The following is a 21,821-nucleotide window of genomic DNA, read 5'->3' as shown; positions in this document are numbered from 1 at the left end:
GATCAGGCGGTCCCGCGACGGATCAGCTGGCCCTTGGGCTCGGCGAAGTCCACCTCGGTGCCGCGCACGAACGTGCGGCGAACCACGCCGGAGAGCGCCTTGCCCTGGTACGGCGTGATGTGGTTCTTGTGGTGCAGTCTGTCAGCATCGACGATGAAAGTCTCATCCGCGGCGAAGACGGCGAAGTCGGCGTCATACCCCGGCGCGAGGGTTCCCTTGCGCTGGAGGCGGGCCAGCTCGGCCGGCTTGCGGCCCATCCACTCGACGACCCGCTCGAGGCTGATCCCGCGGCGCCGGGCCTCGGTCCAGATGATCGACAGGCCCAGCTGGAGCGACGCGACGCCGCCCCAGGCCACGCCGAAGTCACCGTTCTCGAGGTCCTTGAGGTCCACGGTGCTGGGGGAGTGGTCGGAGACGATGCAGTCGATGATGCCGTCCTCGAGGCCCTTCCACAGCAGCTCGCGGTTCGAAGCCTCGCGGATGGGCGGGCAGCACTTGAACGCGGTCGCGCCGTTGGGGATCTCCTCCGCGAGCAGCGTGAGGTAGTGCGGGCATGTCTCGACGGTGAGCTTGACGCCGTCGCGCCTCGCCGAGGCGATCATCGGCAGGGCGTCCGACGACGACAGGTGCAGGATGTGCGCCCGGGCACCCGTCCAGCGGGCCCGCTCGATGACCTCCGCGATGGCGACGTTCTCCGCGCCGCGGGGGCGCGAGTGCAGGAAGCTCTCGTAGACATCGCCCTCCGGGTTGGGGGCGCGGTCGATCGCGCGGGAGTCCTCGGCGTGGACGATCATGAGCCCGTCGAACGAGGCGATCTCGGAGAGGTCCTTCTCGAGCTCATCGACGTCGAGGTGCGGGAACTCGTCCACGCCCGAGTGCAGGAGGAAGCACTTGAAGCCGAACACGCCCTCGTCGTGGAGCGGGCGCAGGTCGCCCGTGTTCCCGGGGATCGCGCCGCCCCAGAACCCGACGTCCACGAAGGACTGCGTCCGGGCCGCCGCGCGCTTCTGCTCGAGCGCGTCGACGTTGACGGTCGGGGGGATGCTGTTGAGCGGCATGTCGATGATGGTCGTGACGCCGCCGGCCGCGGCGGCCTTCGTGGCGGACGCGAAGCCCTCCCACTCGGTGCGGCCCGGCTCGTTGACGTGCACGTGTGTGTCGACGAGGCCGGGGATGAGGGTCTCGTCCTCGGCCAGCTCGATGACCTCGCGGCCGGCCAGGCCGTTGCCCAGCGGCTCGAGCGCGACGATGCGCCCGTCCGTGATGCCGACCTCGCGGGGCGCGATGCCCGCCGTCGTGAGGACCCGCTGGCCGCGGATCACCAGGTCAAATTCGCGTGAAGCCTCGCCAGTGCTCATGTCGCCGGCTCCTTCCTTCTCTCACTGTCAACGATAGATCCGGCCAGATCGGTGCCGATCCGGCGCAGGAGGGTTCGGGCCTCGCGGATGCAGGTGGCGACATCGGGCTCGATGTCGGTCAGCGCGTGCACTGAGCGGAAGCCCACCGCGGCGCGCGCCGCGGGGTCCAGCTGGCTGCGGCCGCACACGGCCACGACGGGGACGCCGAGTGCGGCCGCCTCCTTGGCGACGCCCACGGGCGCCTTCCCGGACAGCGACTGCGCGTCGAGGCTCCCCTCGCCCGTCACGACGAGCGCCGCGCCGTCGATCGTCTCGCGCAGGCCGGTGAACTCGACGACGACGTCGATCCCGCGCCGCCGCGCGGCGCCGAGCGCGAGGGCCGCGAAGCCCACGCCGCCGGCCGCGCCCGCGCCGGGGGCGTCCTTGGCGCGCACGGCCGCGTCGCCCATCGTCTCGCCGAGGACGGCGGCGAAGTGTGCCAGGGCGGCGTCGAGCTCGGCGACGTCCGACGGCGTGGCCCCCTTCTGCGGGCCGAACACGGCGGCGGCGCCGCGCTCGCCGAGGAGGGGGTTGTCGACGTCGGCGGCGAGCGTGAGCTGGGCGCCGGACGGGCCGTCGAGACGCTCGTCGAGGCCGGACAGGTCGGCCTCGGCGAGGCGGGCGAGCGCGGCGCCTCCGAGCGGGAGGTCGCGGCCGGCGTCGTCCGTGAAGCGCGCGCCGAGGCCGGCGAGCATGCCCGCGCCGCCGTCGGTGCACGCGCTGCCGCCGACGCCGATCACGATGTCGCGGCAGCCGGCGTCGAGCGCGGCGCGGATGAGCTGGCCCGTGCCGAGGCTCGTGGCGCCCTTCGCGTCGAGGATGCGGCCCGGGAGGACGTCGAGGCCCGAGGCCGCGGCCATCTCGATGACGGCCTGCGTGCCCCTGACGGCGAACTCCGCGGTGAGCGTCCGGCCGGTGGGGCCGGCCACGCAAGCCCGGCGCGGGGCGAACCCCGCGCCGAGCGCCGCGCTCACGGTGCCCTCGCCGCCGTCGGCCACGGGGACCAGGACGAGCTCGGCCTCGGGCAGGACCTCGCGGATGCCGTCGGCGAGCGCCCCGGCGACCTCGGCGGCCGTGAGGGAGCCTTTGAACTTGTCCGGGGCGAGGACGATCTTCACTGTTTCCTGCCTTCGGCCGACTAGTCGAGCAGGGCGACGATCGCGGTCGGGGCGTCCTCGCGGCGCGCCGCGAGCTCCTCGAACTCGGTCACGTTGTCCAGCTCGGTGCCCATCGAGATGTTCGTGACGCGCTCGAGGATCGCCTCGACCACCACGGGCACCTTGTACTCGGCCATGAGGGCGCGGGCCTTCTCGAAGGCCGGGCCCAGGTCGTCCGGGTGCTCGACGCGGATCGCCTTGCAGCCGAGCCCCTCGGCCACCTTGACGTGGTCCACGCCGTAGCCGGCGGCGGTGCCGGTACCCGGCTCCGAGTTGATGTTCTCGAAGGCGAGCGAGACGTGGTAGTCCATCTCGAAGCCGCGCTGGGACTGGCGGATGAGGCCCAGGTACGAGTTGTTCACGACGACGTGGATGTACGGCAGCTGGAACTGCGCGCCCACGGCGAGCTCCTCGATCATGAACTGGAAGTCGTAGTCGCCCGAGAGCGCTACGACCGTCTCGCCCGGCTTGCCGCGCACGACGCCGAGGGCCGCGGGGCCCGTCCAGCCGAGCGGGCCCGCCTGGCCGGCGTTGATCCACTTGCGCGGGCCGAACACGTGCAGGAGCTGCGCGCCGGCGATCTGGGAGAGGCCGATCGTCGTGACGTAGGTCGTCTCCGGGCCGAAGGCCTTGTTCATCTCCTCGTAGACGCGGAACGGCTTCATGGGCACGTTGTCGTAGTGCGTCTTGCGCTGGAGCCGGCCGCGCTTGTCCTGCGCCGCCTCGGCCCAGGCCGCGTAGTCCGGCAGGGTGCCGGCGGCCTGGCGCTCGCGGGCGACCTCGAGGATCGTGTCGAGGAAGGCGCCCGCGTCGGAGACGATCCCGAGGTCAGGGGCGAACACGCGCCCGATCTGGGTCGGCTCGATGTCCACGTGCACGAAGGTGCGGCCCTCGGTGTACTTGTCGATGGAGCCGGTGTGACGGTTGGCCCAGCGGTTGCCGATGCCGATCACGAAGTCGGACTCGAGGAAGGTCGCGTTGCCGTACTTGTGCGAGGTCTGCAGGCCGACCATGCCGGCCATGAGCCGGTGGTCGTCCGGGATGGCGCCCCAGCCCATGAGGGTCGGGACCACGGGCACGTTGAGCAGCTCCGCGAGCTCGACGAGCTGGGCGGCGGCGTCGGCGTTGATGATGCCGCCGCCGGCCACGATGAGCGGGCGCTCCGCGGCGGTGAGCATGTCAAGGGCCTTCTCGGCCTGCCGGCGGCTCGCGCGGGGCTTCTCGACCGGGAGCGGCTCGTAGGCGTCGATGTCGAACTCGATCTGCGCCATCTGCACATCGAAGGGCAGGTCCAAGAGCACGGGGCCGGGGCGGCCGGAGCGCATGAGCTGGAACGCCTTCTGCACGGCGCCGGGGACCTGGCCGGGCTCGAGGATGGTCATGGCCATCTTGGTCAGCGGCTTGGCGATGGACTCGATGTCCACGGCCTGGAAGTCCTCCTTGTGCAGCTTCGCGACGGGCGCCTGGCCCGTGAAGCACAGCATGGGGACCGAGTCCGCCTGGGCCGCGTAGAGGCCCGTGATCATGTCCGTGCCCGCGGGGCCGGAGGTGCCGAGGCACACGCCGATGTTGCCGGCCTTCGCGCGGGAGTAGCCGTCCGCCATGTGCGAGGCGCCCTCGACGTGGCGGGCCAGGGTGTGGCGGATGCCGCCGTGGGCCCTCATGGCCGAGTACAGGGGGTTGATCGCGGCGCCGGGCAGGCCGAAGGCCTCGGTGGCGCCCTCCTTCTCGAGGATGGCCACGATCGCGTCGACAGTGCGCATCTTTGCCATGTCGGTGCTCCTTGAAAGTCTGGTTCTGGCGCTGGCCTCGACAGGTGCCGGGGCCAGCAGGCGGGAAGAGGGGAGGCTTCGGCTATTCCTTGCCGGACAGCTCGGCGGTGAGCTTGAAGAGGCCCGAGTGGTCGAGCCCGCCGTCGCCGCGGGCGACGAGGGCGGCGACGAGCTGGGCGACGGCGGAGCCGAGCGGGACGACGACGCCGGCCTCGCGGGCGGCGGAGGTCACGATGCCGAGGTCCTTGTTGTGCAGGGCGAGGCGGAAGCCGGGGTCGAAGTTGCGGTCGAGCATCTTCTGGCCCTTCTGGTCCAGGACCTTCGAGCCGGCGAGGCCGCCGCCGAGGACCTTGAGCGCGGCGTCGGTGTCCACGCCGTAGGCCTCGAGGAACACGACGGCCTCGGCGAGGGCCTGGATGTTGACGGCGACGATGAGCTGGTTCGCGGCCTTGACCGTCTGGCCCGAGCCCGACGGGCCGACGTGCACGATCGTCTTGCCGACGCCCTCGAGGACCGGCAGGGCCGCGTCGAAGTCCGCCTTCTCGCCGCCGACCATGATGGACAGGACGCCGTCGATCGCGCCCTGCTCGCCGCCGGAGACCGGGGCGTCGAGCGGGCGGAGGCCGGCCTCGCGGGCCTGGGCGGCGAGGCGGACGGCGACGTCGGGGCGGATGGAGGAGGCGTCGATCCAGAGCGCGCCCTGCGGGGAGTGGGCGAACACGCCGTCAGCGCCGGCCACGACGCCCTCGACGTCCGGCGAGTCCGGGACCATCGTGATGACGACCTCGGCGTCCTTGACGGCCTCGGCGATGCTCGCCGCGCCCTTGCCGCCCTCGGCGACGAGCTTGGTGGTCTTCTCCTCGCTGCGGTTGTAGCCCGTGACGGTGTGGCCGGCCTTGACGAGGTTGATGGCCATGGGAAGGCCCATGATGCCGAGGCCGATGACTGCAACGTTGCTCATGGTGTTCTCTCCTGCGGAGTCTGTGGGAAGGGAGGTGCGTGGGGCTCAGCCGGCGACCGGGCGGATGGCCCAGGCGAAGGCCTCGGCCTGCGGGGCCTTGTACTCGAGGCCGATGTAGCCGTCGTAGCCGAGCTCGCGGGAGCGGGAGATCCACTCGCCGAGGGGGAGCCGGCCGCTGCCGGGGGCGCCGCGCCCCGGGTTGTCGGCGATCTGGACGTGGCCGAAGTCCTTGGCGTGCTCCTCGATGACGGCCGCGACGTCGTCGCCGTTGACGGCGAGGTGGTAGAAGTCGGCGAGGAGCCGGATGTTCTCGGCGCCGGCCTCGCGCACCCGGCCGATGACGTCCATCGCGTCGGCCGCGGTCTTGAGCGGGTAGGCCGGGGTGCCGGAGACGGGCTCGAGCAGCACCGTGCCGCCGACCTTCGCGACGCCCCGCGCGGCGGCGACGAGGTTCGCAAGGCCGAGCTCGTCCTGGGCCTCGGGCGTCGAGCCCTCGAGCCGGTTGCCGTAGAGCGCATTGAACGCCTTCGTGCCCGTCCGCTCGGCAATGCCGACGACGACGTCGATGTTGGCGGCGAACTCCGCCTCCCGACCGGTCCAGGACACGAGCCCCCGGTCACCGCCCGGCATGTCACCGGCGAAGAAGTTCAGGCCGCTCAGCTGCACGCCCGCGTCCTGGATGGCGGCGACGAAGGCGTCCACGTCCTTGTCGGCGGGGACGGCCTCGGCGAACGGCCACCAGAACTCGACGGCGTCGAAGCCCGCTGCCTTGGCGGCGGCGGGGCGCTCGAGCAGGGGCAGTTCGGTGAGGAGGATGGAGCAGTTCACCGTGTACGTCATCGTCGGTCCCTCTCGTCGATTCCTAGATTCCAAATCGTGGAAGAAAACTTTCTCTTGATGAAAGTGTAGGGGGATAGTCCGGGGCGGGTCAACCCATGCGGGATACCAGAAACCGCGGAGGCGGCCCGCGGCCCACTGGGGTGCCGCCGTCATCCCTCCGCGAGGGCGCGCTCGGTGAACTTGAGGACCACCGGATGCGCGGGGTCGATGAGGTGCCCGCCTCCGACCGTCGCGGACTCGGCCAGGGGCAGGAGCTCGACGAGCCTCTGGCCCACGCGGTGGAGGGCGTCGGGGGAGTCCGCGGCGGAGACGACGAGCGCCGGCCTGCGGATCGCGCCCAGGTCCTCGGGGCCGAGCCGCAGGGGCTCGAGGCTCAGGTCGAGGCCCCGCCCGTGGATCTCGGCGAGCACGGCAGGGCCCTGCTCGGCGAGGACCGTGCGCAGCCCCTCTGGGAGCTCCTCCCAGAACCCCTCACCCAGGGCGGCCGCGAAAACGCTCCGGCTGGCGTCCGCGGCCCCTCCCGCCGTCTCGCGCAGCACGCGCTCGCGCAGGCCCGCGGCCCAGGCGTCGGCCTCGGCGTCGACCGTGAAGACAGCGGGCTCGAGGAGCACGAGCGCTCGGACGAGGTCGGGCCGACGGCGCGCGAGCTCGAGGGCGATGAGGCCGCCGGTGCTCCGGCCGATGACGACGGCGGGGACGGCCTGCAGGGACTCGAGGACCTCGGCGGCGTCGAGGACATGGTCGGCGAGGTCGACGGCGTCGAACGGATCGGGGCGCTCGCTCGCGTGGAAGCCGCGCCGGTCGTACACGATGCAGCGCCCGAGCCTGGACAGCACGGCGGCCGCGTCGCGCCAGAACAGGGCCGTCCCGGGGGTCCCGTGGATTCCCAGGATGGCTTCGCCGTCCCCGGTCTCCTCGTAGTGGAGCCGGACACCGTTGACCCGGACCGTGGCCATGGGTACAGGCTACGCCGCCGCGCCGGCCGAGCCCCGGCACTGGCGGCCCCGTGCCCCGCAGGGCAGGATGGGTTCATGGCGAGGTACACAGGGATGGAGCATGCATCCAGCCGGGACCCGCATGACTGGGGCCGGGCCATGGCGGTGGCCCTGAACCGGCTGCTCGATGCGGCACGGCAGGACAGGAACTACGTGGGGCACGAGCATCTGCTCGGAGAGGACCTCACGATGCGGATCGAGGCCGAGGGCGACGGCGCGACGGTCCACCTCACGTGGGCGCCCGTCGAGGCCGACGAGAGCGGCGCCGGCGGCAAAGCTGACGCTGACGCGGAGGCGCACGTCGCGGTCGAGGAGGCCATCGAGGGCTCAGGCCGGGGCGGCTGAGCCGGCTGAGCCCTTCGTCCCCGGTGATCCTGCGGAGGACTTGATCCTTTCCAGAGACGCGCTTGAGACTCTGATGGAAGAGTGGGGTCAGGACGGGGCGGCGGGGAGGCCGCCACGCTGGCGGCACTATTGGGGGGGATCGTGGTTTCGAACATCCGCTCGGCGAGCACCCTTCCCGGCGGGCGGCCTCGGCAGGGTCAGCCGAGCCCGGCTCCCTCGGCCCGCCTGCTGTGGCTGCTCCTCGGCATCGTCATCGCCGTCCCGGCCGCGGTCGCCGTCGGCCTGACGACGGATCCGGGGAGCGACCTCTCGATGGACATCGGCGACACGGCGGAGCTCGTCGCCGTCCTGGCCGCCCTCGCTGCGTGCATCTACGCCGCCCGACGGCGGCGCGCCGAGAACCGGCGCGCGTGGATCCTCATGTCCGTCACCATGCTCATCTCATCCTCGGCTCTCTCCCTGTGGATGTACTACGGGCAGACGCTCGACCACCACTACCCCTTCCCCTCGTTCGCGGACATCGGCTTCATCGGCTACTCGATTCCCGCTGCCGCGGCCCTGCTCTCCTTCCGCCGACCCGCCGCGTCCCCGGTGGCCTTCGCTCGGGCGATGCTCGACGCAGCGGTCATCGCCGTCTCGGTGCTCTTCGTCAGCTGGACCACCGTGCTGGGCAGCGTCTACCGGGACCAGAGCGCTGACACCCTTACGTATCTCACCGGGCTCGGCTTCCCGATCGCCGACGCTGTGATGGTCTCGCTCGTCCTCGTGCTCACGATGCGGTCCGCCCCAGGGGAGCGGCTCCCGTGGTTCTGCCTCTCTGGCGGCCTCTTCGTCCTTGCGATCACGGACAGCATCTACGTCAAGCTGACCCTTGAAGGGGTCACCGGCATCAACGGCTCGCCCCTCGCCGCCGGGTGGGTCCTTGCCTACCTTCTCATCGCCTTCGCCGCCGTGGTCCCCGAGACGGTCTCGTGGACCCGCGACAGCCGCGCCTTCCGTCTGGCCATCGAGATGCTCCCGTACGCGCCTGTCGCCGGCGCCATCGTCCTGGCGGGTAGCGGCGCGACCGCCGGGGACCCAGTCCTGCTGATCATCGGGGCCCTCCTGCTCGTCCTCGTCGTGGGCCGGCAGCTGCTCATCGTGCTCGAGAACGTGACCCTGACCCGCGGGCTCGAGGACAAGGTCGAGGAACGCACCGTCGAGCTGCTCGCCGCCCGCGAGGCGGCACTCGAGTCGACCCGGCTCAAGTCCGAGTTCCTCGCCACCATGAGCCACGAGATCCGCACCCCCATGAACGGCGTCGTCGGCCTCACGGCGCTGCTGCTCGAGACGCCGCTGGACGAGCGCCAGCGCAGGTACGCCGAGGGCGTGGCCCGGGCGGGGGAGGCCCTGCTCGCCCTCATCAACGACATCCTCGACTTCTCCAAGCTCGAGGCCGGCAAGGTCGTGCTCGAGCCCGCGTCCTTCGATCCGCGGGCCCTGGTCGAGGAGGTGGCCGGGCTCGTCGCGGAGGGCGCGCAGGCCAAGCGGCTCGAGGTCATCGCCTACTGCCACCCCGACGTGCCCGCGCGGCTCGTGGGCGACGAGCGCCGCATCCGCCAGATCCTGCTCAACCTGGCCTCGAACGCCGTCAAGTTCACCTCACGCGGCGAGGTGGCGCTGCGCGTCACCTCCTCACAGCACCGCGGGCGCAAGGCCGAGGTGCGCTTCGAGGTGCGCGACACCGGAATCGGGATCGCCGAGCAGGACCAGGCACGGATCTTCGACTCCTTCGCCCAGGCCGACGCCTCGACGACGCGCCGCTACGGCGGGACCGGCCTCGGCCTGGCCATCTCGCGCCGGCTCGCGGAGGCGATGGGCGGCGAGATCGGCGTCAGGAGCCGTCTGGGCCGGGGCAGCTCCTTCTGGTTCACGCTCCCCCTGCCCGTCGCCGAGGCGGAGGAGGAGGCAGCACCGCCGCGCCAGGACCTCCTGGCAGGGCTCCGGGCGCTCGTGGTGGATGACAACGCGACCAATCGCCTGCTCCTCGAGACGTACCTCGGCGCGTGGGGCCTCAGCGTGGAGTCCGTGGACGGCGCTTCCGAGGCCCTCGAGCGTGCCCGGGCGGCGGCCGAGGCCGGGCGTCCCTTCGACCTCGGGCTCCTGGACCTGTGCATGCCGGGCATGAACGGCCTCGAGCTCGCCTCCGCCATGAGCGCGGACCGGGCTCTCGAGGGGACCCGCCTCATCCTCCTGAGCTCCGACAGCGAGGTGGACAAGGCGGAGCTGGACCGCGCGGGGGTGGGCCAGTGGCTCCTCAAGCCGCTCCGCAGCTCCGAGCTCTACGACAGCCTCATACACCTCGTGCGACCGAGCACGCCAGGCGCCCCCGCGCCGGCGAAGGCGCCGCGGCCGGAGCCCAGCGCGCAGCCCAGGGTCCGCCTGCTGGTCGTCGAGGACAACGAGGTCAACCAGCTCGTGGCACGGGACATGGCGACCAAGCTCGGCTACGACGTCGATGTCGTCGCCGACGGCCTGCAGGCGGTCGAGGCCACCGAGCGGACCGCGTACTCGGTGGTGCTCATGGACTGCCACATGCCTGTCATGGACGGCTTCGCGGCCACGCGGGCCATCCGGGAGCGCGGTGGGCGGCATGCGTCCCTGCCCATCATCGCCATGACGGCCGGAGCGATGTCCGAGGACCGGGAGCGCTGCCTCGCCGCCGGCATGGACGATTTCCTCCCGAAGCCGGTCGACTTCGAGGATCTCGAGCACGTGCTCGCGCGCTGGTCCGACCAGACGCCGCGGCGTCCTCAGGGGGAGCTCCACGAGGCCCCCGAGCCCGAGCTGGCCCTGACGGGAACGGCCGTCGCCGCGGCCCTCGATCAGAAACGGATCGCCGTCCTCCGTAGCCTGGGCCCCGAGGACGGGGGTGGCCTGCTGCCTGCGGCCGCCGAGGCGTTCCGCCGCGAGGCGCGGTCTGGCGTCGAGGAGCTGCGGGCTGCGGCGAAGGACGGCGGAGGCGAGCGCCTCCAGCGCGCCGCTCACCGGCTCAAGGGCTCCGCCGCCAACATCGGCGCGATGCACGCCGCGGCCCTGTGCGCCGAGCTCGAGGGGATAGGCCGCTCGGGGGGAGCGCCGGAGGGCGGCCTGCTCGACAGGCTCGACGCCGAGCTCGCGGCTGTCGACGCGGCACTGGACGCTGAGGTGGACGGGGAAGTCGGGGACCAGCCGGACGACGGAGTCGGGGAACGGGGGGCAGGATCGTGAAAGTGCTCGTCGCCGACGACGACCCCGGCTCGCTGCTCGTGGCCCGGGCCGCCGTCGAGCGCCCCGGCCACGAGTGCCTCGTGGCGCCCGACGGCGACTCGGCGTGGGAGATGTTCCAGCGCCACGCGCCCCAGGCGGTCGTGACCGACCTCATGATGCCCGGGATGGACGGGCTCGAGCTGTGCCGGGCGATCCGCGCCCACAGCCGGGACGCCTACACGTACGTGATCGTGCTGACCTCGCTCGATACCCCCAACGATGTCCTCGCTGGCCTCCGGGCGGGCGCCGACGACTACGTGGCCAAGCCCCTCGACCCCTTCATCCTGCACTCGCGCCTCCTCGTCGCCCAGCGCGTCACGAGCCTGCACGCCCAGCTCGCGCGCTACCGCGCGGTGCTCTCCGAGCAGGCCCGGACCGACCCGCTCACGGGCCTGCCGAACCGGCTCAAGCTCACCGAGGACCTCGAGGCGCTGCACGAGCGCGCCGAGCGCTACGGCCAGGACTACGCGCTCGCGATGTGCGACGTCGACAACTTCAAGGGCTACAACGACACCTACGGGCACCCGGCCGGGGACCGCGTGCTGCAGGAGGTCGCTGCCGCGCTCGCCGGCAGCAGCCGCAGGGCTGACGGCGTGTACCGCTTCGGCGGGGAGGAGTTCCTCCTCGTCCTGCCGAACCAGACGTGGGCGGGGGCCGAGGCCGCGACCGAGCGCGCCCGGGCCGCCGTCGAGGACCTCGCGATCGAGCATGCCGGCGGCCCGGCCGGCGTCGTCACCGTGAGCGCCGGCGTCGCGGCCTTCACCGAGGGCCACCGCCCCGACCTCGACACGATGCTCGCCGAGGCCGACAGGGCCCTCTACGCCGCGAAGGCCGCGGGCCGCAACCGGGTGGTTCTGAGCGGGGACGAGGAGCCGGCGGGGCGCTGACGTGCGTGCGCCCTTGAAGGCCCCGCGACGGGGTGGGACGGTGGAGCGCATGGGACGCCTCGTGATCCAGGACTTTGTGAGCGCGGACGGCTTCGCGGCCGACGCCGACGGGAACTTCACGTTCTACGAGAAGCTCGAGACCGGCATGGACGAGTTCACCCGCGACCAGCTCGCGTGGGTCGAGGGGCTCGAGACCATGGTGATCGGCAGGAACACCTACCTCATGTTCGCCGAGTACTGGCCCGGCGCGACCGAGGAGCAGGACGCCCTCGCGCCGGCGCTCAATGCGCTGCGCCGGCACGTTTTCTCCTCGACCCTGGACGCCGCGCCGTGGGGCGAGGACGAGCCCGCGGTCCTCGAGCGCGGCGACGCGGTCGAGGCCATCCAGCGGATCAAGGCCGAGACCGGGGGCGACATCGTGCTGTGGGGGAGCCTGCGCCTCGGGAAGTCCCTCCTCGCGGCCGGGGAGGTCGACGAGGTGCGGCTCGTGGTCCTGCCGGTCGCGCTGGGAGACGGGATCGGCGTCTTCCCGCCGATGGGGGACGGCGCGCTCCTGCGGCTGAGCTCGGCCCGAACGTACGACGACGGGCTCGTCGAGCTGGTCTACGACCCGCGGCCCGCGGGCTGAGGCAGCCGGGCTGAGCCCGTCGGCCGCGGGGGACCGGGGATGGCGACGGAGGACGACGTCCGCGAGCTCTGCCTCGCCCTGCCCGGCGTCACCGAGCGGCCGAGCTGGGGCCAGCCGGCATGGTTCGGCAGGACCCTGTTCGCGCGGATCTGGGAGCCGGGGGTCGTGACGCTCAAGACCGAGGAGCGCGAGGCGCTCGTGGGCACCGACCCCGAGACGTTCTTCTGGACGCCGCACCACGAGCGCTCGCCGCTCCTCGTGCTCGTCCGGCTCGAGCGGATTGCGCGCGACGAGCTTGAGGAGATGGTCTGCGAGTCGTACCGGATCGCGGGAGGGCCGGGGCGCTGAAGCGCTGGCGGGGCTCACGGACGGGCCTGGCGTCAAAGTCCCCCGCCCCCGGCGTTGCGCGACCGGGGGCGGAGAGTGGGTACGACGGCGCGGGGCCGGCTCAGTGCCAGGCCGGCCCGGCGCCGTCGTGCTGGTGGGGGCCCGCCGCGGGCAAGGGGGAGACGGCGGCGGGCCGGGCGCACGACGGCGAGCGGTCGCCGTCGTGCGCGGGGAACCTCAGGTGAGGCGGATCTGGCGGTTGACGTCCTTGTAGAGCAGGTACCGGAACGGGCCGGGGCCGCCCGCGTAGCAGGCCTGCGGGCAGAAGGCGCGCAGCCACATGAAGTCGCCGGCCTCGACCTCGACCCAGTCGTCGTTGAGGCGGTAGACGGCCTTGCCCTCGAGGACGAAGAGCCCGTGCTCCATGACGTGCGTCTCGGCGAACGGGATCGTGCCGCCGGGCTGGAAGGTCACGATGTTCACGTGCATGTCGTGCGCGAGGTCGTTGGGGTCCACGAAGCGGGTCGTGGCCCAGACGCCGTTCACGTTCGGCATGGGCGTCGGCTCGACGTCCTTGTCCGAGGTCACGAAGCTCTTGGCCTCGTAGCCCTCGAGCCGCTCGTAGGCCTTGCGGATCCACTGGAACGAGGCGATGTCCTCGGACTCGTTGGCCACGGACCAGTCCGCGCCCGCCGCGAGGTACGCGTAGCCGCCCTCCTCGAGGTGGTGCGCCTCGCCGTCGAGCGTGAGCGTGAGCTTGCCCTTGGTCAGGAACACGACGCCCTCGACGCCGGCCTCCGGCTCGGGCTTCGTGGAGCCGCCGCCGGGGCCCACCTCGACGATGAGCTGGCTGAAGGTCGTCGCGAAGCCCGCGATGGGCCGGGCGATGATCCACGAGCGCGTGTTCTCCCAGCCGGGGAGGTTGCTCGTGACGATGTCCCGGAGCACGCCCTTGGGGATGACCGTGTAGGCCTCCTTGACGATGGCCCGGTCTGTCAGGATCTGGGTCTGCGGCGGCAGCCCGCCCTCGGGGTAGAAGTAGCCCATCAGTGCCCTCCTTTAGGACGTGTAAGTGGTGGCCGCGAGCGCGGCCGTGTCGTTGATGGCGGAATCGCCGCCGAGGGCCAGGCGCGGGTGCGCGAGGCGGGTGAGCTCGGCCTCGTCGAGGTCGGCGAGCGCGCGGACCTCGTCGGCGGAGGCGGCGCCGCACTGGACGCCGCGGAGCACGAAGGCGGCGAGCGCGCGGGCCGTGGCCGGCTCGTCGAGGACGGCGCCGACGGTCTGCTGGACGTAGTTGCGCAGGCGCTCGGTGGCCTTGGCCAGGCCCTCGCGGTAGAACGCGTAGGTCGCGATGTACCGCGTGGGCAGCTGGTGGGCGTGCAGGTCCCAGCCCTGGTAGTAGCCGCGCTCGAGCGAGCGGCGCACGAGCCGCGCGTGCAGGGCCCAGGCCTCGCCGCGCTGGGCGGCGTCCCCCACCGGGAGGATGTTGGTCGAGCCGTCGGAGAGGCGGATGCCCGTCCCGGCCACGGCCAGCTGCATGACCTCCTTGGCGAAGTCCGCCGCGGGGTGCTCCATCGACTGGTACGCCGCGGCGATCTGGAGCGACGCCGAGTAGTCGTAGGTGCCGTAGTGCAGGGCCGTGATGCGCCCGTCGGCCTTGTGCGGCAGCTGCGCCACGGGGTGGCTGCCGTCCGCGCCGATGATGAGCTGCGGCGTCTCGACCTGGACCTCGAATCCGAGCCGGCCGGGGCGCAGGCCGAGCGAGGACTCGAGGCGCTCGACGGCGTAGACCATCGCCTCGACCTGCTCGACCGTGCTCACCTTGGGCAGGGTCAGGATCAGGCCCTCGGGGAGCGCGCCGTTCCCGGCCGCGAGCAGCCGGGAGACGAAGAGCTCGAGCGTTCGCAGGCCGCGATGGCGCGTGGCCTCCTCGAAGCACTTGAACCGGATCCCGGCGAAGGGGGGAGCGGTGCCGGCCGCGACCGCGGCGGCGAGCTGGTCCGCCGCCCGCACGGCCTCGGCGTCCTCCGTCGCGTCCGGATCGCCGCCGGCCTTGGCCGCGCGGCCCGGCGCGAGGTAGCCGTCCTCGAAGTCGATCCGCAGGTCCTCGATCGGCTCGGCGCGCAGCTTGGCCTCGACGCGCGGGGCCACCTCCGCCGCGAGCTCGGGGGAGAGGCCCACGAGCCGTGCGAGCGCCTCGAGCCCGCCCGCCTCTTCGGCCGCGGCGAGGGCCGCCTCGCCCCACTCGCCCGCGAGCGAGGGGGTGAAGCGGTCCGCGGGGACGTACACCGTGTGGACGGGCTGGCGGGTGCCGGACTCGCCCGGGTAGCCGCCGGCGAGCAGGCGGTCGGTGTCCCGGAGCCGGGAGTCGATCCGCTCGTAGTCGCCGTCGCCGAACACCGGCGGGGGGAGGAACTCGCTCATCAGCCCACCAGCTCGTAGGCGGGGGTCGTGAGGAAGTCCGTGTAGTCCTCGGAGAGGCAGATGTCGGCGATGAGGCGGCTGGCCGGCTCGTAGTAGGTCGAGAACTGCTCAGGGTCGACCTCGCCGCGCAGGCGCTCGGTCTCCTCCTCGAGGATCCTCGCGACGAGCTCGCGGGTCACGGTGTTGCCCGTGTCCGTCAGGACGACCTTGTTGTGGATCTGCTGCCAGACCTGGGAGCGGGAGATCTCGGCCGTCGCGGCGTCCTCCATGAGGTTGTGGATCGCGACGGCGCCGTTGCCCGAGAGCCACACGGCCGTGTAGGCGACGGCGACGTAGAGGTTGAGCCGCAGGCCCGCCTCGGTCGCCTCGCCGGTGGCGGAGGAGACGTCGAGGAGCTGCTCGGCGGTCACGTTCACCTCGGGGCGCTGGCGGTCCACCTGGTTCGGGCGGTCCCCGAGCACTGAGTCGAAGACCTCGCGGCACGTGGGCACGAGGTCCGGGTGCGCGACCCACGAGCCGTCGAAGCCGTCGTTGGCCTCGCGCGTCTTGTCTGCGCGGACCTTCTCGATCGCCGCGGCGGTGATCTCCGGCTCCCTGCGGTTCGGGATGAACGCCGCCATGCCGCCCATCGCGAAGGCGCCGCGGGCGTGGCAGGTCTTGACCAGGAGCTCCGTGTAGGCCCGCATGAACGGCGCCGTCATCGAGACCGACGCCCGGTCCGGCAGCGTGAACTGCTCGCCGGCGTCGCGGAAGAACTTGATGATGCTGAACAGGTAGTCCCAGCGGCCGGCGTTGAGGCCCGAAGCGTGGTCGCGGAGCTCGTAGAGGATCTCGTCCATCTCGAAGGCGGCCGGGATCGTCTCGATGAGCACCGTCGCGCGGATCGTGCCCTGCGGGATGCCGAGGTAGTCCTGGGCGAATACGAACACGTCGTTCCAGAGCCGGGCCTCGAGGTGGCTCTCCATCTTCGGCAGGTAGTAGTACGGGCCGCGGCCCGAGTCGATGAGGATCTTTGCCGTGTGGAAGAAGTGCAGGCCGAAGTCCACGAGCGCGCCGACGGCAGGCTCGCCGTCGATGAGGACGTGGCGCTCCTCCATGTGCCACCCGCGGGGGCGGGTGACGACGACGGCGAGCGGCGCGTCGGTGCGCAGGCGGTACTCCTTGCCTTCGGGCGAGGTGTAGGAGAGCGTGCCGAGGGCGCCGTCGCGGAGGTTGAGCACGGCGTCGACCACGTTGCCCCAGTGGGGGCTCGCGGCGTCCTCCATGTCGGCGAGCCACACCTTGGCGCCCGAGTTGAGGGCGTTGATGGCCATCTTGGCGGGGCTTGCGGGCCCGGTCATCTCGACGCGGCGGTCCGAGAGGGCCTTCGGCGCCGGCGCGACCTTCCAGTCCCCGGCCCGGACGTGCGCCGTCTCCGGGAGGAAGTCGAGCTTCCCCGTGCGGGCGGCCTCGGCGCGGCGCTCCTTGCGGGCCGCGAGCCGGGCGTTGCGCGCGCCGGCGAAGCGCCGGTGCAGCTCCTCGACGAAGGCGAGGGCGTCGTCGGTGAGGATCTCCTCCGCGCGCGCAACAGGCGCGGTGTCGGTCACGGTGATGGCCATGCCATTCTCCTTCTCTTCTCCCGGGGTCCGGTCTCCGGGCGGGACAGTCAGTGGGCCTGGGGTGCCTTACGCGTGGGACGCCGCGACGATGGCCGCGGCCACGTCCTGGGCGACATGCGGGTCGAAGACGCTCGGGATGATGAAGCTCGGGTTGAGCTCGTCGTCGCTCACCCGGGCAGCGATGGCCCGGGCAGCCGCCACCAGCATCGCAGGGGTGATGTCGGAGACGCCAGCGTCGAGGAGGCCGCGGAAGACGCCCGGGAACGCGAGCACGTTGTTGATCTGGTTCGGGAAGTCGCTGCGGCCCGTCGCGACGACGGCGGCGTGCTCGGCGGCGGCGATCGGATCCGTCTCCGGGTCCGGGTTGGCCATCGCGAAGACGATCGCGTTCTCGGCCATCGTGGCCACGTGCTCGGGGCCGAAGAGGTTCGGGGCGGAGACGCCGATGAAGACGTCGGAGCCCTTGAGCGCGTCCTGGAGGCTGCCCGAGAAGGAGTCCGGGTTGGTGTTCTGGGCGATCCAGATGCGGTGCGCGTCCGTGTGCTCCTGGCCGCGGTGGATCGCGCCCTTGCGGTCGCACGCGATGATGTTCCGCGCGCCCTGGGCCTGGAGGAGCTGGATGATCGCGTTGCCGGCCGCGCCGACGCCCGAGACGACGATGCGGACGTCCTCGATCTTCTTCTCGACGATCTTGAGGGCGTTGACGAGGGCCGCGAGGGTCACGATGGCCGTGCCGTGCTGGTCGTCGTGGAAGACCGGGATGTCGAGCTCCTCGCGCAGGCGGGCCTCGATCTCAAAGCAGCGCGGCGCCGCGATGTCCTCGAGGTTCACGCCGCCGTAGACGGGGGCGATGGCCTTGACGATCTTGATGATCTCCTCGGTGTCCTGCGTGTCGAGGCACACGGGCCACGCGTCGACGTTCGCGAACTGCTTGAAGAGGGCCGCCTTGCCCTCCATGACCGGCAGCGCGGCGGCGGGGCCGATGTTGCCGAGGCCGAGCACCGCGGTGCCGTCGGTGACGACGGCGACGGTGTTGCGCTTGACTGTGAGGCGGCGGGCGTCCTCGGGATTCTCCGCGATGGCGCGGCACACTCGGGCGACGCCGGGGGTGTAGGCGCGCGAGAGGTCGTCGCGGTTGCGCAGGGCCACCTTCGGGACGACCTCGAGCTTGCCGCCGAGGTGCATGAGGAAGGTGCGGTCCGAGACCTTGCGCACGCTCACGCCGTCGAGCGCCTCGAGGGCTGCGGCGACCTCGCCCGCGTGCTGCTCGGAGGTCGTGTTGCACGTGATGTCAACGACGAGCTCGTCGTGGTGCGACTCGCTGATGTCCAGCGCGGTCACGGGCGCGCCGGCGGCGGCGACGGCCGCGGCGAGCTCGCTCGTGATGCTGATGCGGCTCGGAGCGCCGACGCGGAGGGTGATGGAGTTGCCGGGGCTGGGACTCGCCATTGAATCGTCCTTACGTCGGGAGGCATCCGCCTCAACATGTTTTCCGTACTACGGATATTATTCTCTGCATCTTGGAAAATTCAAGTCCCCGCGTCGGGCGGTCTGGCCTGTCCCGGAGACTCGCGCTGCGGTATCGTGGAGAAGCCGCAGGTTTCCGGGATGCGGATAAATTTTGCCGGAGAGATCCCGCAGGACTCCCAGGAGGGAACATGGCAGAGAAGGCATCGGGCGGCGTTCAGTCCGTCGAGCGGGTCTTCGAGCTCCTCGAGCTCATCACCGACGCGGGCGGGGATGTGACGCTGAGCGAGCTGTCGTCGTCGACCGAGCTCCCCCTGCCGACCATCCACCGGCTGCTGCGCACGCTCGTCGCGCTCGGGTACGTCCGCCAGCTGCCCAACCGCCGCTACGCGCTGGGCCCGCGGCTCATCCGCCTCGGCGAGGGGGCCAACAAGCAGCTCGGCGCCCTCGCGCGGCCGCAGCTCACGCAGCTCGTGACGAAGCTCGGCGAGACCTCCAACATGGCGGTTCTCGACTCGGACATGGTCATCTACGTTGCCCAGGTCCCCTCGCAGCACTCGATGCGCATGTTCACCGAGGTGGGCCGGCGCGCCCACACGCATGACACGGGCGTCGGCAAGGCCATCCTCGCGCAGCTCGACGACGACGTGGTGCGCGGGATCGTCGAGCGCACGGGCATGCCGACGCCGACCTCGCACAGCATCGGGAACATCGACGACCTCCTCAAGGACCTCGCGAAGATCCGCGAGCGCGGCTACGCGATCGACGAGCAGGAGCAGGAGATCGGCGTGCGGTGCTTCTCCATGGCCGTGCCGAACGCGCCGACGCCCACCGCGATCTCCGTCTCGGGGCCTGTCAGCCGCGTCGACGAGGCCTTCGGCGAGCGGGCCGTCCCGCTCCTGCGGGCGGCGGCCGCCGAGATTTCGGCGGAGCTCAACCGGGCCTAGCTGCCCGTACTGCACTTCTCGCCCCATCCGCCGGGATGGGGGTCTGGGACCGCGAGATGGGGGCAGAAGTCCCGTTCTCGCATTGAAGTGCGCTAGAAGCGCACTTCAAGGCGAACGGTGAACGTCGCTCGGCTCAGGTCCCGAGTGAAGACGCGGTCAAAGGAGCCAGTTTTCGGGGCCCCAAGGCCCGTCCTTCAGGGGCCTAAGCGCCCATCTCGGCGGTCTGCGCTCCCATTTCGGCGTCACAGCCCCCACTTCGGCGCCGGAAGTCCCCATCTCGGCGCGGCTCGGATTCCGAGCAGCGGAAACGAAATTTCAAAAATCTCCCCAAACCTATGGCGCCGGTCACACGCCCCCTGCTACGCTCATGGAGTCACGGCGGGCATCCGGCCCCTCCTTCAGGGAGGACCGGGCGCTATCTACCAGGCAACCTCACATCAGAGACAAGGAAGCCTGGTCGGACGCGGTGCGTGCATGGCGATGGCCAGACTTCCCCTAGCGAGGGAGTCCCTCCATGACCACGACCGTTGATCCCAGCGCCACGGCAGCAGCCCGGCAGCCCCTCCCGGGGGACGGCGGCCTCCATCTGGCCCGCGCCGTCCAGCTCGCGGCGCAGAACGTCCTCGATCACGGCGGCCCCTTCGGCGCCGTCGTCGTCACGGCGGATGGGCAGATCTTCGACGGCATCAACCGCGTCACCGCGACGAACGACCCGACGGCCCACGCCGAGGTCACCGCGATCCGCAACGCGTGCCGCCAGCTTGGCACCTTCGACCTCACGGGCGCCGTCCTCTACTCGAGCTGCGAGCCGTGCCCCATGTGCCTCGCGTCCTCGCTATGGGCCCGGGTCGACCGCGTGTACTTCGCGGCGGACCGGCACGACGCGGCCGACGCCGGCTTCGACGACGCCGTCTTCTACGAGTACTTCGACACCCCCCTCGAGCAGCGCAGCATGCCCGTGGTCGCGGCCGAGGCCAAGGGGATCGGCCGCACGGCGCCCTTCGAGCAGTGGGCGAGCTTCGCCCAGCGCATCGAGTACTGAGGACGTGCGCCATGAGCATCGTCACCAGCACCACGGCCACTGACGAGCGCGATCCGGACCGCGCCGCAGGCAGCACCCAGACCCAGGGCACGACGCCGGCCCCTGGCTCGGCGTCGACCCCGCCTCCCGCGGGCCCCAAGGCGAGGACGGCGGACGGCGGGCGGCCCTCCCCGGCGGGCGGCCGGCGTCGTCCACCAGCCCTCCTCGACCGGCTCTTCGGCATCACCGAGCGCGGCACGACCGTCGCCCGCGAGATCCGCGGGGGCCTCGTCACGTTCTTCACGATGGCCTACATCGTGATCCTCAACCCGCTCATCCTGGGCGGCTTCAGCGCCGACTCGGCCCCGGTCGACGTCGTGGGCGGGTTCCTGCCCGCCGCGCAGGTCGGGGCGGTCACGGGCCTCACGGCCGGAGTCCTGACGATCGTCTTCGGCCTCGTCGCCAACCTGCCGTTCGGCCTCGCGGCCGGGCTTGGGATCAACTCGTTCCTCGCCGTGGCCGTCGTGCAGGACGTGACGTGGCCGGAGGCCATGGGCCTCGTCGTCATCAACGGCGTGCTCATCGTCATCTTCGGCGTCACGGGCGCCCGGACGGCGATCTTCCGGGCGGTGCCGAAGGAGCTCAAGGCCGCGATCACGGTCGGGATCGGCCTGTTCATCGCGTTCATCGGCTTCGTTGACTCGGGCTTCGTGCGCCGCACTCCGGCCGGCCCGCCCGTCCAGCTCGGCCACGACGGGTCCATCACCACGCTGCCCACGCTCGTGTTCGTGATCGGCCTGCTGCTCATGGGCATCCTCGTGGCGCGCAAGATCCAGGGGGGCCTGCTCATCGGCATCGTCGCCACGACGATCCTCGCCGTCGCCATCGAGGCCGTCTTCCACCTCGGCCCGGCCGGCCCGGACAACCCCGACGGCTGGCACCTCAACACCCCCGTGCTCTCGGGCCAGCTGCTCGCGGCCCCGGACCTGTCCCTCGTGGGCCAGTTCAGCCTCTTCGGCGCGTTCGAGCGCATCGGCGCGCTCGCGGCCGTGACCCTCGTGTTCACGCTCGTGTTCACGAACTTCTTCGACGCGATGGGCACGATGACCGGCCTCGCCAAGAGCGCGGGCCTGGCCAGGAAGGACGGGACCTTCCCGCGGCTCAAGGGCGCGTTCATCGTCGAGGGCTTCGGCGCGGTGGCCGGCGGCGCGGCGTCGGGCTCGTCGAACACCGTGTACGTCGACTCGGCGGCCGGCATCGGCGAGGGCGCCCGAACGGGCCTGGCCTCGGTCGTGACCGGTGCCCTGTTCCTCGGGGCCATGTTCCTCACGCCGCTCACGTCGGTCGTGCCGCTCGAGGTCGCCTCGTCCGCGCTCGTCGTCGTCGGCACGATGATGGCCGCGCAGATCCGGGAGATCGACTTCCGCAAGTTCTCGGTCGCGCTGCCGGCGTTCCTGACGATCGTCACCATGCCGCTCACGTACTCGATCGCGAACGGCATCGGCGTCGGCTTCGTCACGTGGGTCCTCGTGCGCGCCGCGAGCGGCAAGGGGAAGAAGATCCACCCGCTCCTGTGGGTCGTCGCCGCCGGGTTCGTCGTGTACTTCGTGCGCGGCCCGCTCAGCGCCCTCATCGGGGCCTGACCCCTTACTCACCCACCCCAAAGCCGCGCCCGACGGGCCCCGGAAGTGACGCTCCGGGGCCCGGCGGGCGCACCATTGACCTAAGCTTTCGCTCCCGGCGCGTGCCGGGTTCCGGCCCCTCGGG

Annotated in this window: 18 protein-coding genes; 8 read left to right on the top strand and 10 right to left on the bottom strand. The window is 71.7% G+C overall.

Translation table 11 applies throughout. The features are described 5' to 3' along the window. Positions 1–2: 2 nt before the first annotated feature. From allB to ACUYMY_RS15115, 6 genes are all read right to left on the bottom strand, one after another. The gene (gene allB, locus ACUYMY_RS15140) at positions 3–1,358 is read right to left on the bottom strand and encodes an allantoinase AllB (protein ID WP_481704352.1); all 1,356 of its coding nucleotides are present in this window, start codon (positions 1,356–1,358) and stop codon (positions 3–5) included. Next, complete coding sequence (locus tag ACUYMY_RS15135) at positions 1,355–2,515, bottom strand: glycerate kinase (protein WP_481704351.1); 1,161 nt, start codon at positions 2,513–2,515, stop codon at positions 1,355–1,357. The genes allB and ACUYMY_RS15135 overlap by 4 nt, the downstream gene beginning before the upstream one ends. Before the next feature lie 20 nt (positions 2,516–2,535). After that, positions 2,536–4,326 carry a glyoxylate carboligase gene (gcl, locus tag ACUYMY_RS15130; protein WP_481704350.1) on the bottom strand — a complete coding sequence of 597 codons (1,791 nt, stop codon included), beginning with the start codon at positions 4,324–4,326 and terminating at the stop codon, positions 2,536–2,538. Positions 4,327–4,408: 82 nt separating this feature from the next. Next, positions 4,409–5,287, bottom strand: coding sequence for a 2-hydroxy-3-oxopropionate reductase (locus tag ACUYMY_RS15125; RefSeq protein ID WP_481704349.1), 879 nt, complete (start codon positions 5,285–5,287; stop codon positions 4,409–4,411). A 45-nt stretch (positions 5,288–5,332) separates the two neighbouring features. Then, on the bottom strand, positions 5,333–6,127 hold the full coding sequence (locus ACUYMY_RS15120) for a hydroxypyruvate isomerase family protein (protein ID WP_481704348.1): 795 nt from the start codon (positions 6,125–6,127) through the stop codon (positions 5,333–5,335). A 149-nt stretch (positions 6,128–6,276) separates the two neighbouring features. Beyond that, a complete protein-coding gene (locus tag ACUYMY_RS15115; protein ID WP_481704347.1) occupies positions 6,277–7,083 on the bottom strand; it encodes an alpha/beta fold hydrolase in 807 nt (268 codons plus the stop codon). Positions 7,084–7,158: 75 nt separating this feature from the next. Between ACUYMY_RS15115 and ACUYMY_RS15110 the strand changes: the two genes are divergently transcribed. The 5 genes from ACUYMY_RS15110 to ACUYMY_RS15090 all read left to right on the top strand — a co-directional run bounded on the left by ACUYMY_RS15110 (position 7,159) and on the right by ACUYMY_RS15090 (position 12,618). Further along, complete coding sequence (locus tag ACUYMY_RS15110; RefSeq protein WP_481704346.1) at positions 7,159–7,467, top strand: hypothetical protein; 309 nt, start codon at positions 7,159–7,161, stop codon at positions 7,465–7,467. 141 nt (positions 7,468–7,608) lie between these two features. Further along, positions 7,609–10,716, top strand: coding sequence for a hybrid sensor histidine kinase/response regulator (locus tag ACUYMY_RS15105; RefSeq protein ID WP_481704345.1), 3,108 nt, complete (start codon positions 7,609–7,611; stop codon positions 10,714–10,716). Positions 10,717–10,718: 2 nt separating this feature from the next. Further along, positions 10,719–11,642 (top strand): GGDEF domain-containing response regulator, encoded by a 924-nt coding sequence (locus tag ACUYMY_RS15100; protein WP_481704344.1) that lies wholly within the window; start codon positions 10,719–10,721, stop codon positions 11,640–11,642. A 49-nt stretch (positions 11,643–11,691) separates the two neighbouring features. Then, positions 11,692–12,270: a dihydrofolate reductase family protein gene (locus ACUYMY_RS15095; protein ID WP_481704343.1), complete on the top strand. Its 579-nt coding sequence runs from the start codon at positions 11,692–11,694 to the stop codon at positions 12,268–12,270. 39 nt (positions 12,271–12,309) lie between these two features. After that, positions 12,310–12,618 (top strand): MmcQ/YjbR family DNA-binding protein, encoded by a 309-nt coding sequence (locus ACUYMY_RS15090; RefSeq protein WP_481704342.1) that lies wholly within the window; start codon positions 12,310–12,312, stop codon positions 12,616–12,618. Between the two features lie 216 nt (positions 12,619–12,834). Here ACUYMY_RS15090 and ACUYMY_RS15085 read toward each other — a convergent pair whose 3' ends face one another. From ACUYMY_RS15085 to ACUYMY_RS15070, 4 genes are all read right to left on the bottom strand, one after another. Then, positions 12,835–13,644, bottom strand: a complete 810-nt coding sequence (locus ACUYMY_RS15085) for a bifunctional allantoicase/(S)-ureidoglycine aminohydrolase (protein ID WP_481704341.1) — start codon at positions 13,642–13,644, stop codon at positions 12,835–12,837. A 12-nt stretch (positions 13,645–13,656) separates the two neighbouring features. Then, complete coding sequence (locus tag ACUYMY_RS15080) at positions 13,657–15,021, bottom strand: DUF6986 family protein (protein WP_481704340.1); 1,365 nt, start codon at positions 15,019–15,021, stop codon at positions 13,657–13,659. Beyond that, positions 15,021–16,619 carry a malate synthase A gene (gene aceB / locus ACUYMY_RS15075; protein ID WP_481704339.1) on the bottom strand — a complete coding sequence of 533 codons (1,599 nt, stop codon included), beginning with the start codon at positions 16,617–16,619 and terminating at the stop codon, positions 15,021–15,023. Before aceB ends, ACUYMY_RS15080 begins: the two co-directional genes overlap by 1 nt. A gap of 66 nt (positions 16,620–16,685) precedes the next feature. Further along, entirely contained in the window at positions 16,686–18,068 is a 1,383-nt protein-coding gene (locus tag ACUYMY_RS15070; RefSeq protein WP_481704338.1) for an NAD-dependent malic enzyme, read from the bottom strand. A gap of 209 nt (positions 18,069–18,277) precedes the next feature. On the opposite strand from ACUYMY_RS15070, the gene ACUYMY_RS15065 reads away from it, so the two are divergent. The 3 genes from ACUYMY_RS15065 (at position 18,278) to ACUYMY_RS15055 (ending at position 21,697) form a co-directional block, all read left to right on the top strand. Further along, entirely contained in the window at positions 18,278–19,033 is a 756-nt protein-coding gene (locus tag ACUYMY_RS15065) for an IclR family transcriptional regulator (RefSeq protein WP_481704337.1), read from the top strand. A gap of 514 nt (positions 19,034–19,547) precedes the next feature. After that, positions 19,548–20,075 carry a nucleoside deaminase gene (locus ACUYMY_RS15060; protein WP_481704336.1) on the top strand — a complete coding sequence of 176 codons (528 nt, stop codon included), beginning with the start codon at positions 19,548–19,550 and terminating at the stop codon, positions 20,073–20,075. Positions 20,076–20,086: 11 nt separating this feature from the next. After that, positions 20,087–21,697 (top strand): NCS2 family permease, encoded by a 1,611-nt coding sequence (locus ACUYMY_RS15055; protein WP_481704335.1) that lies wholly within the window; start codon positions 20,087–20,089, stop codon positions 21,695–21,697. Positions 21,698–21,821 lie beyond the last annotated feature (124 nt).

This window comes from Sinomonas sp. T428B (assembly GCF_056780155.1).
Note: the sequence above shows the minus strand (reverse complement) of the source record. Positions and strands in the feature narration are given on the sequence as shown.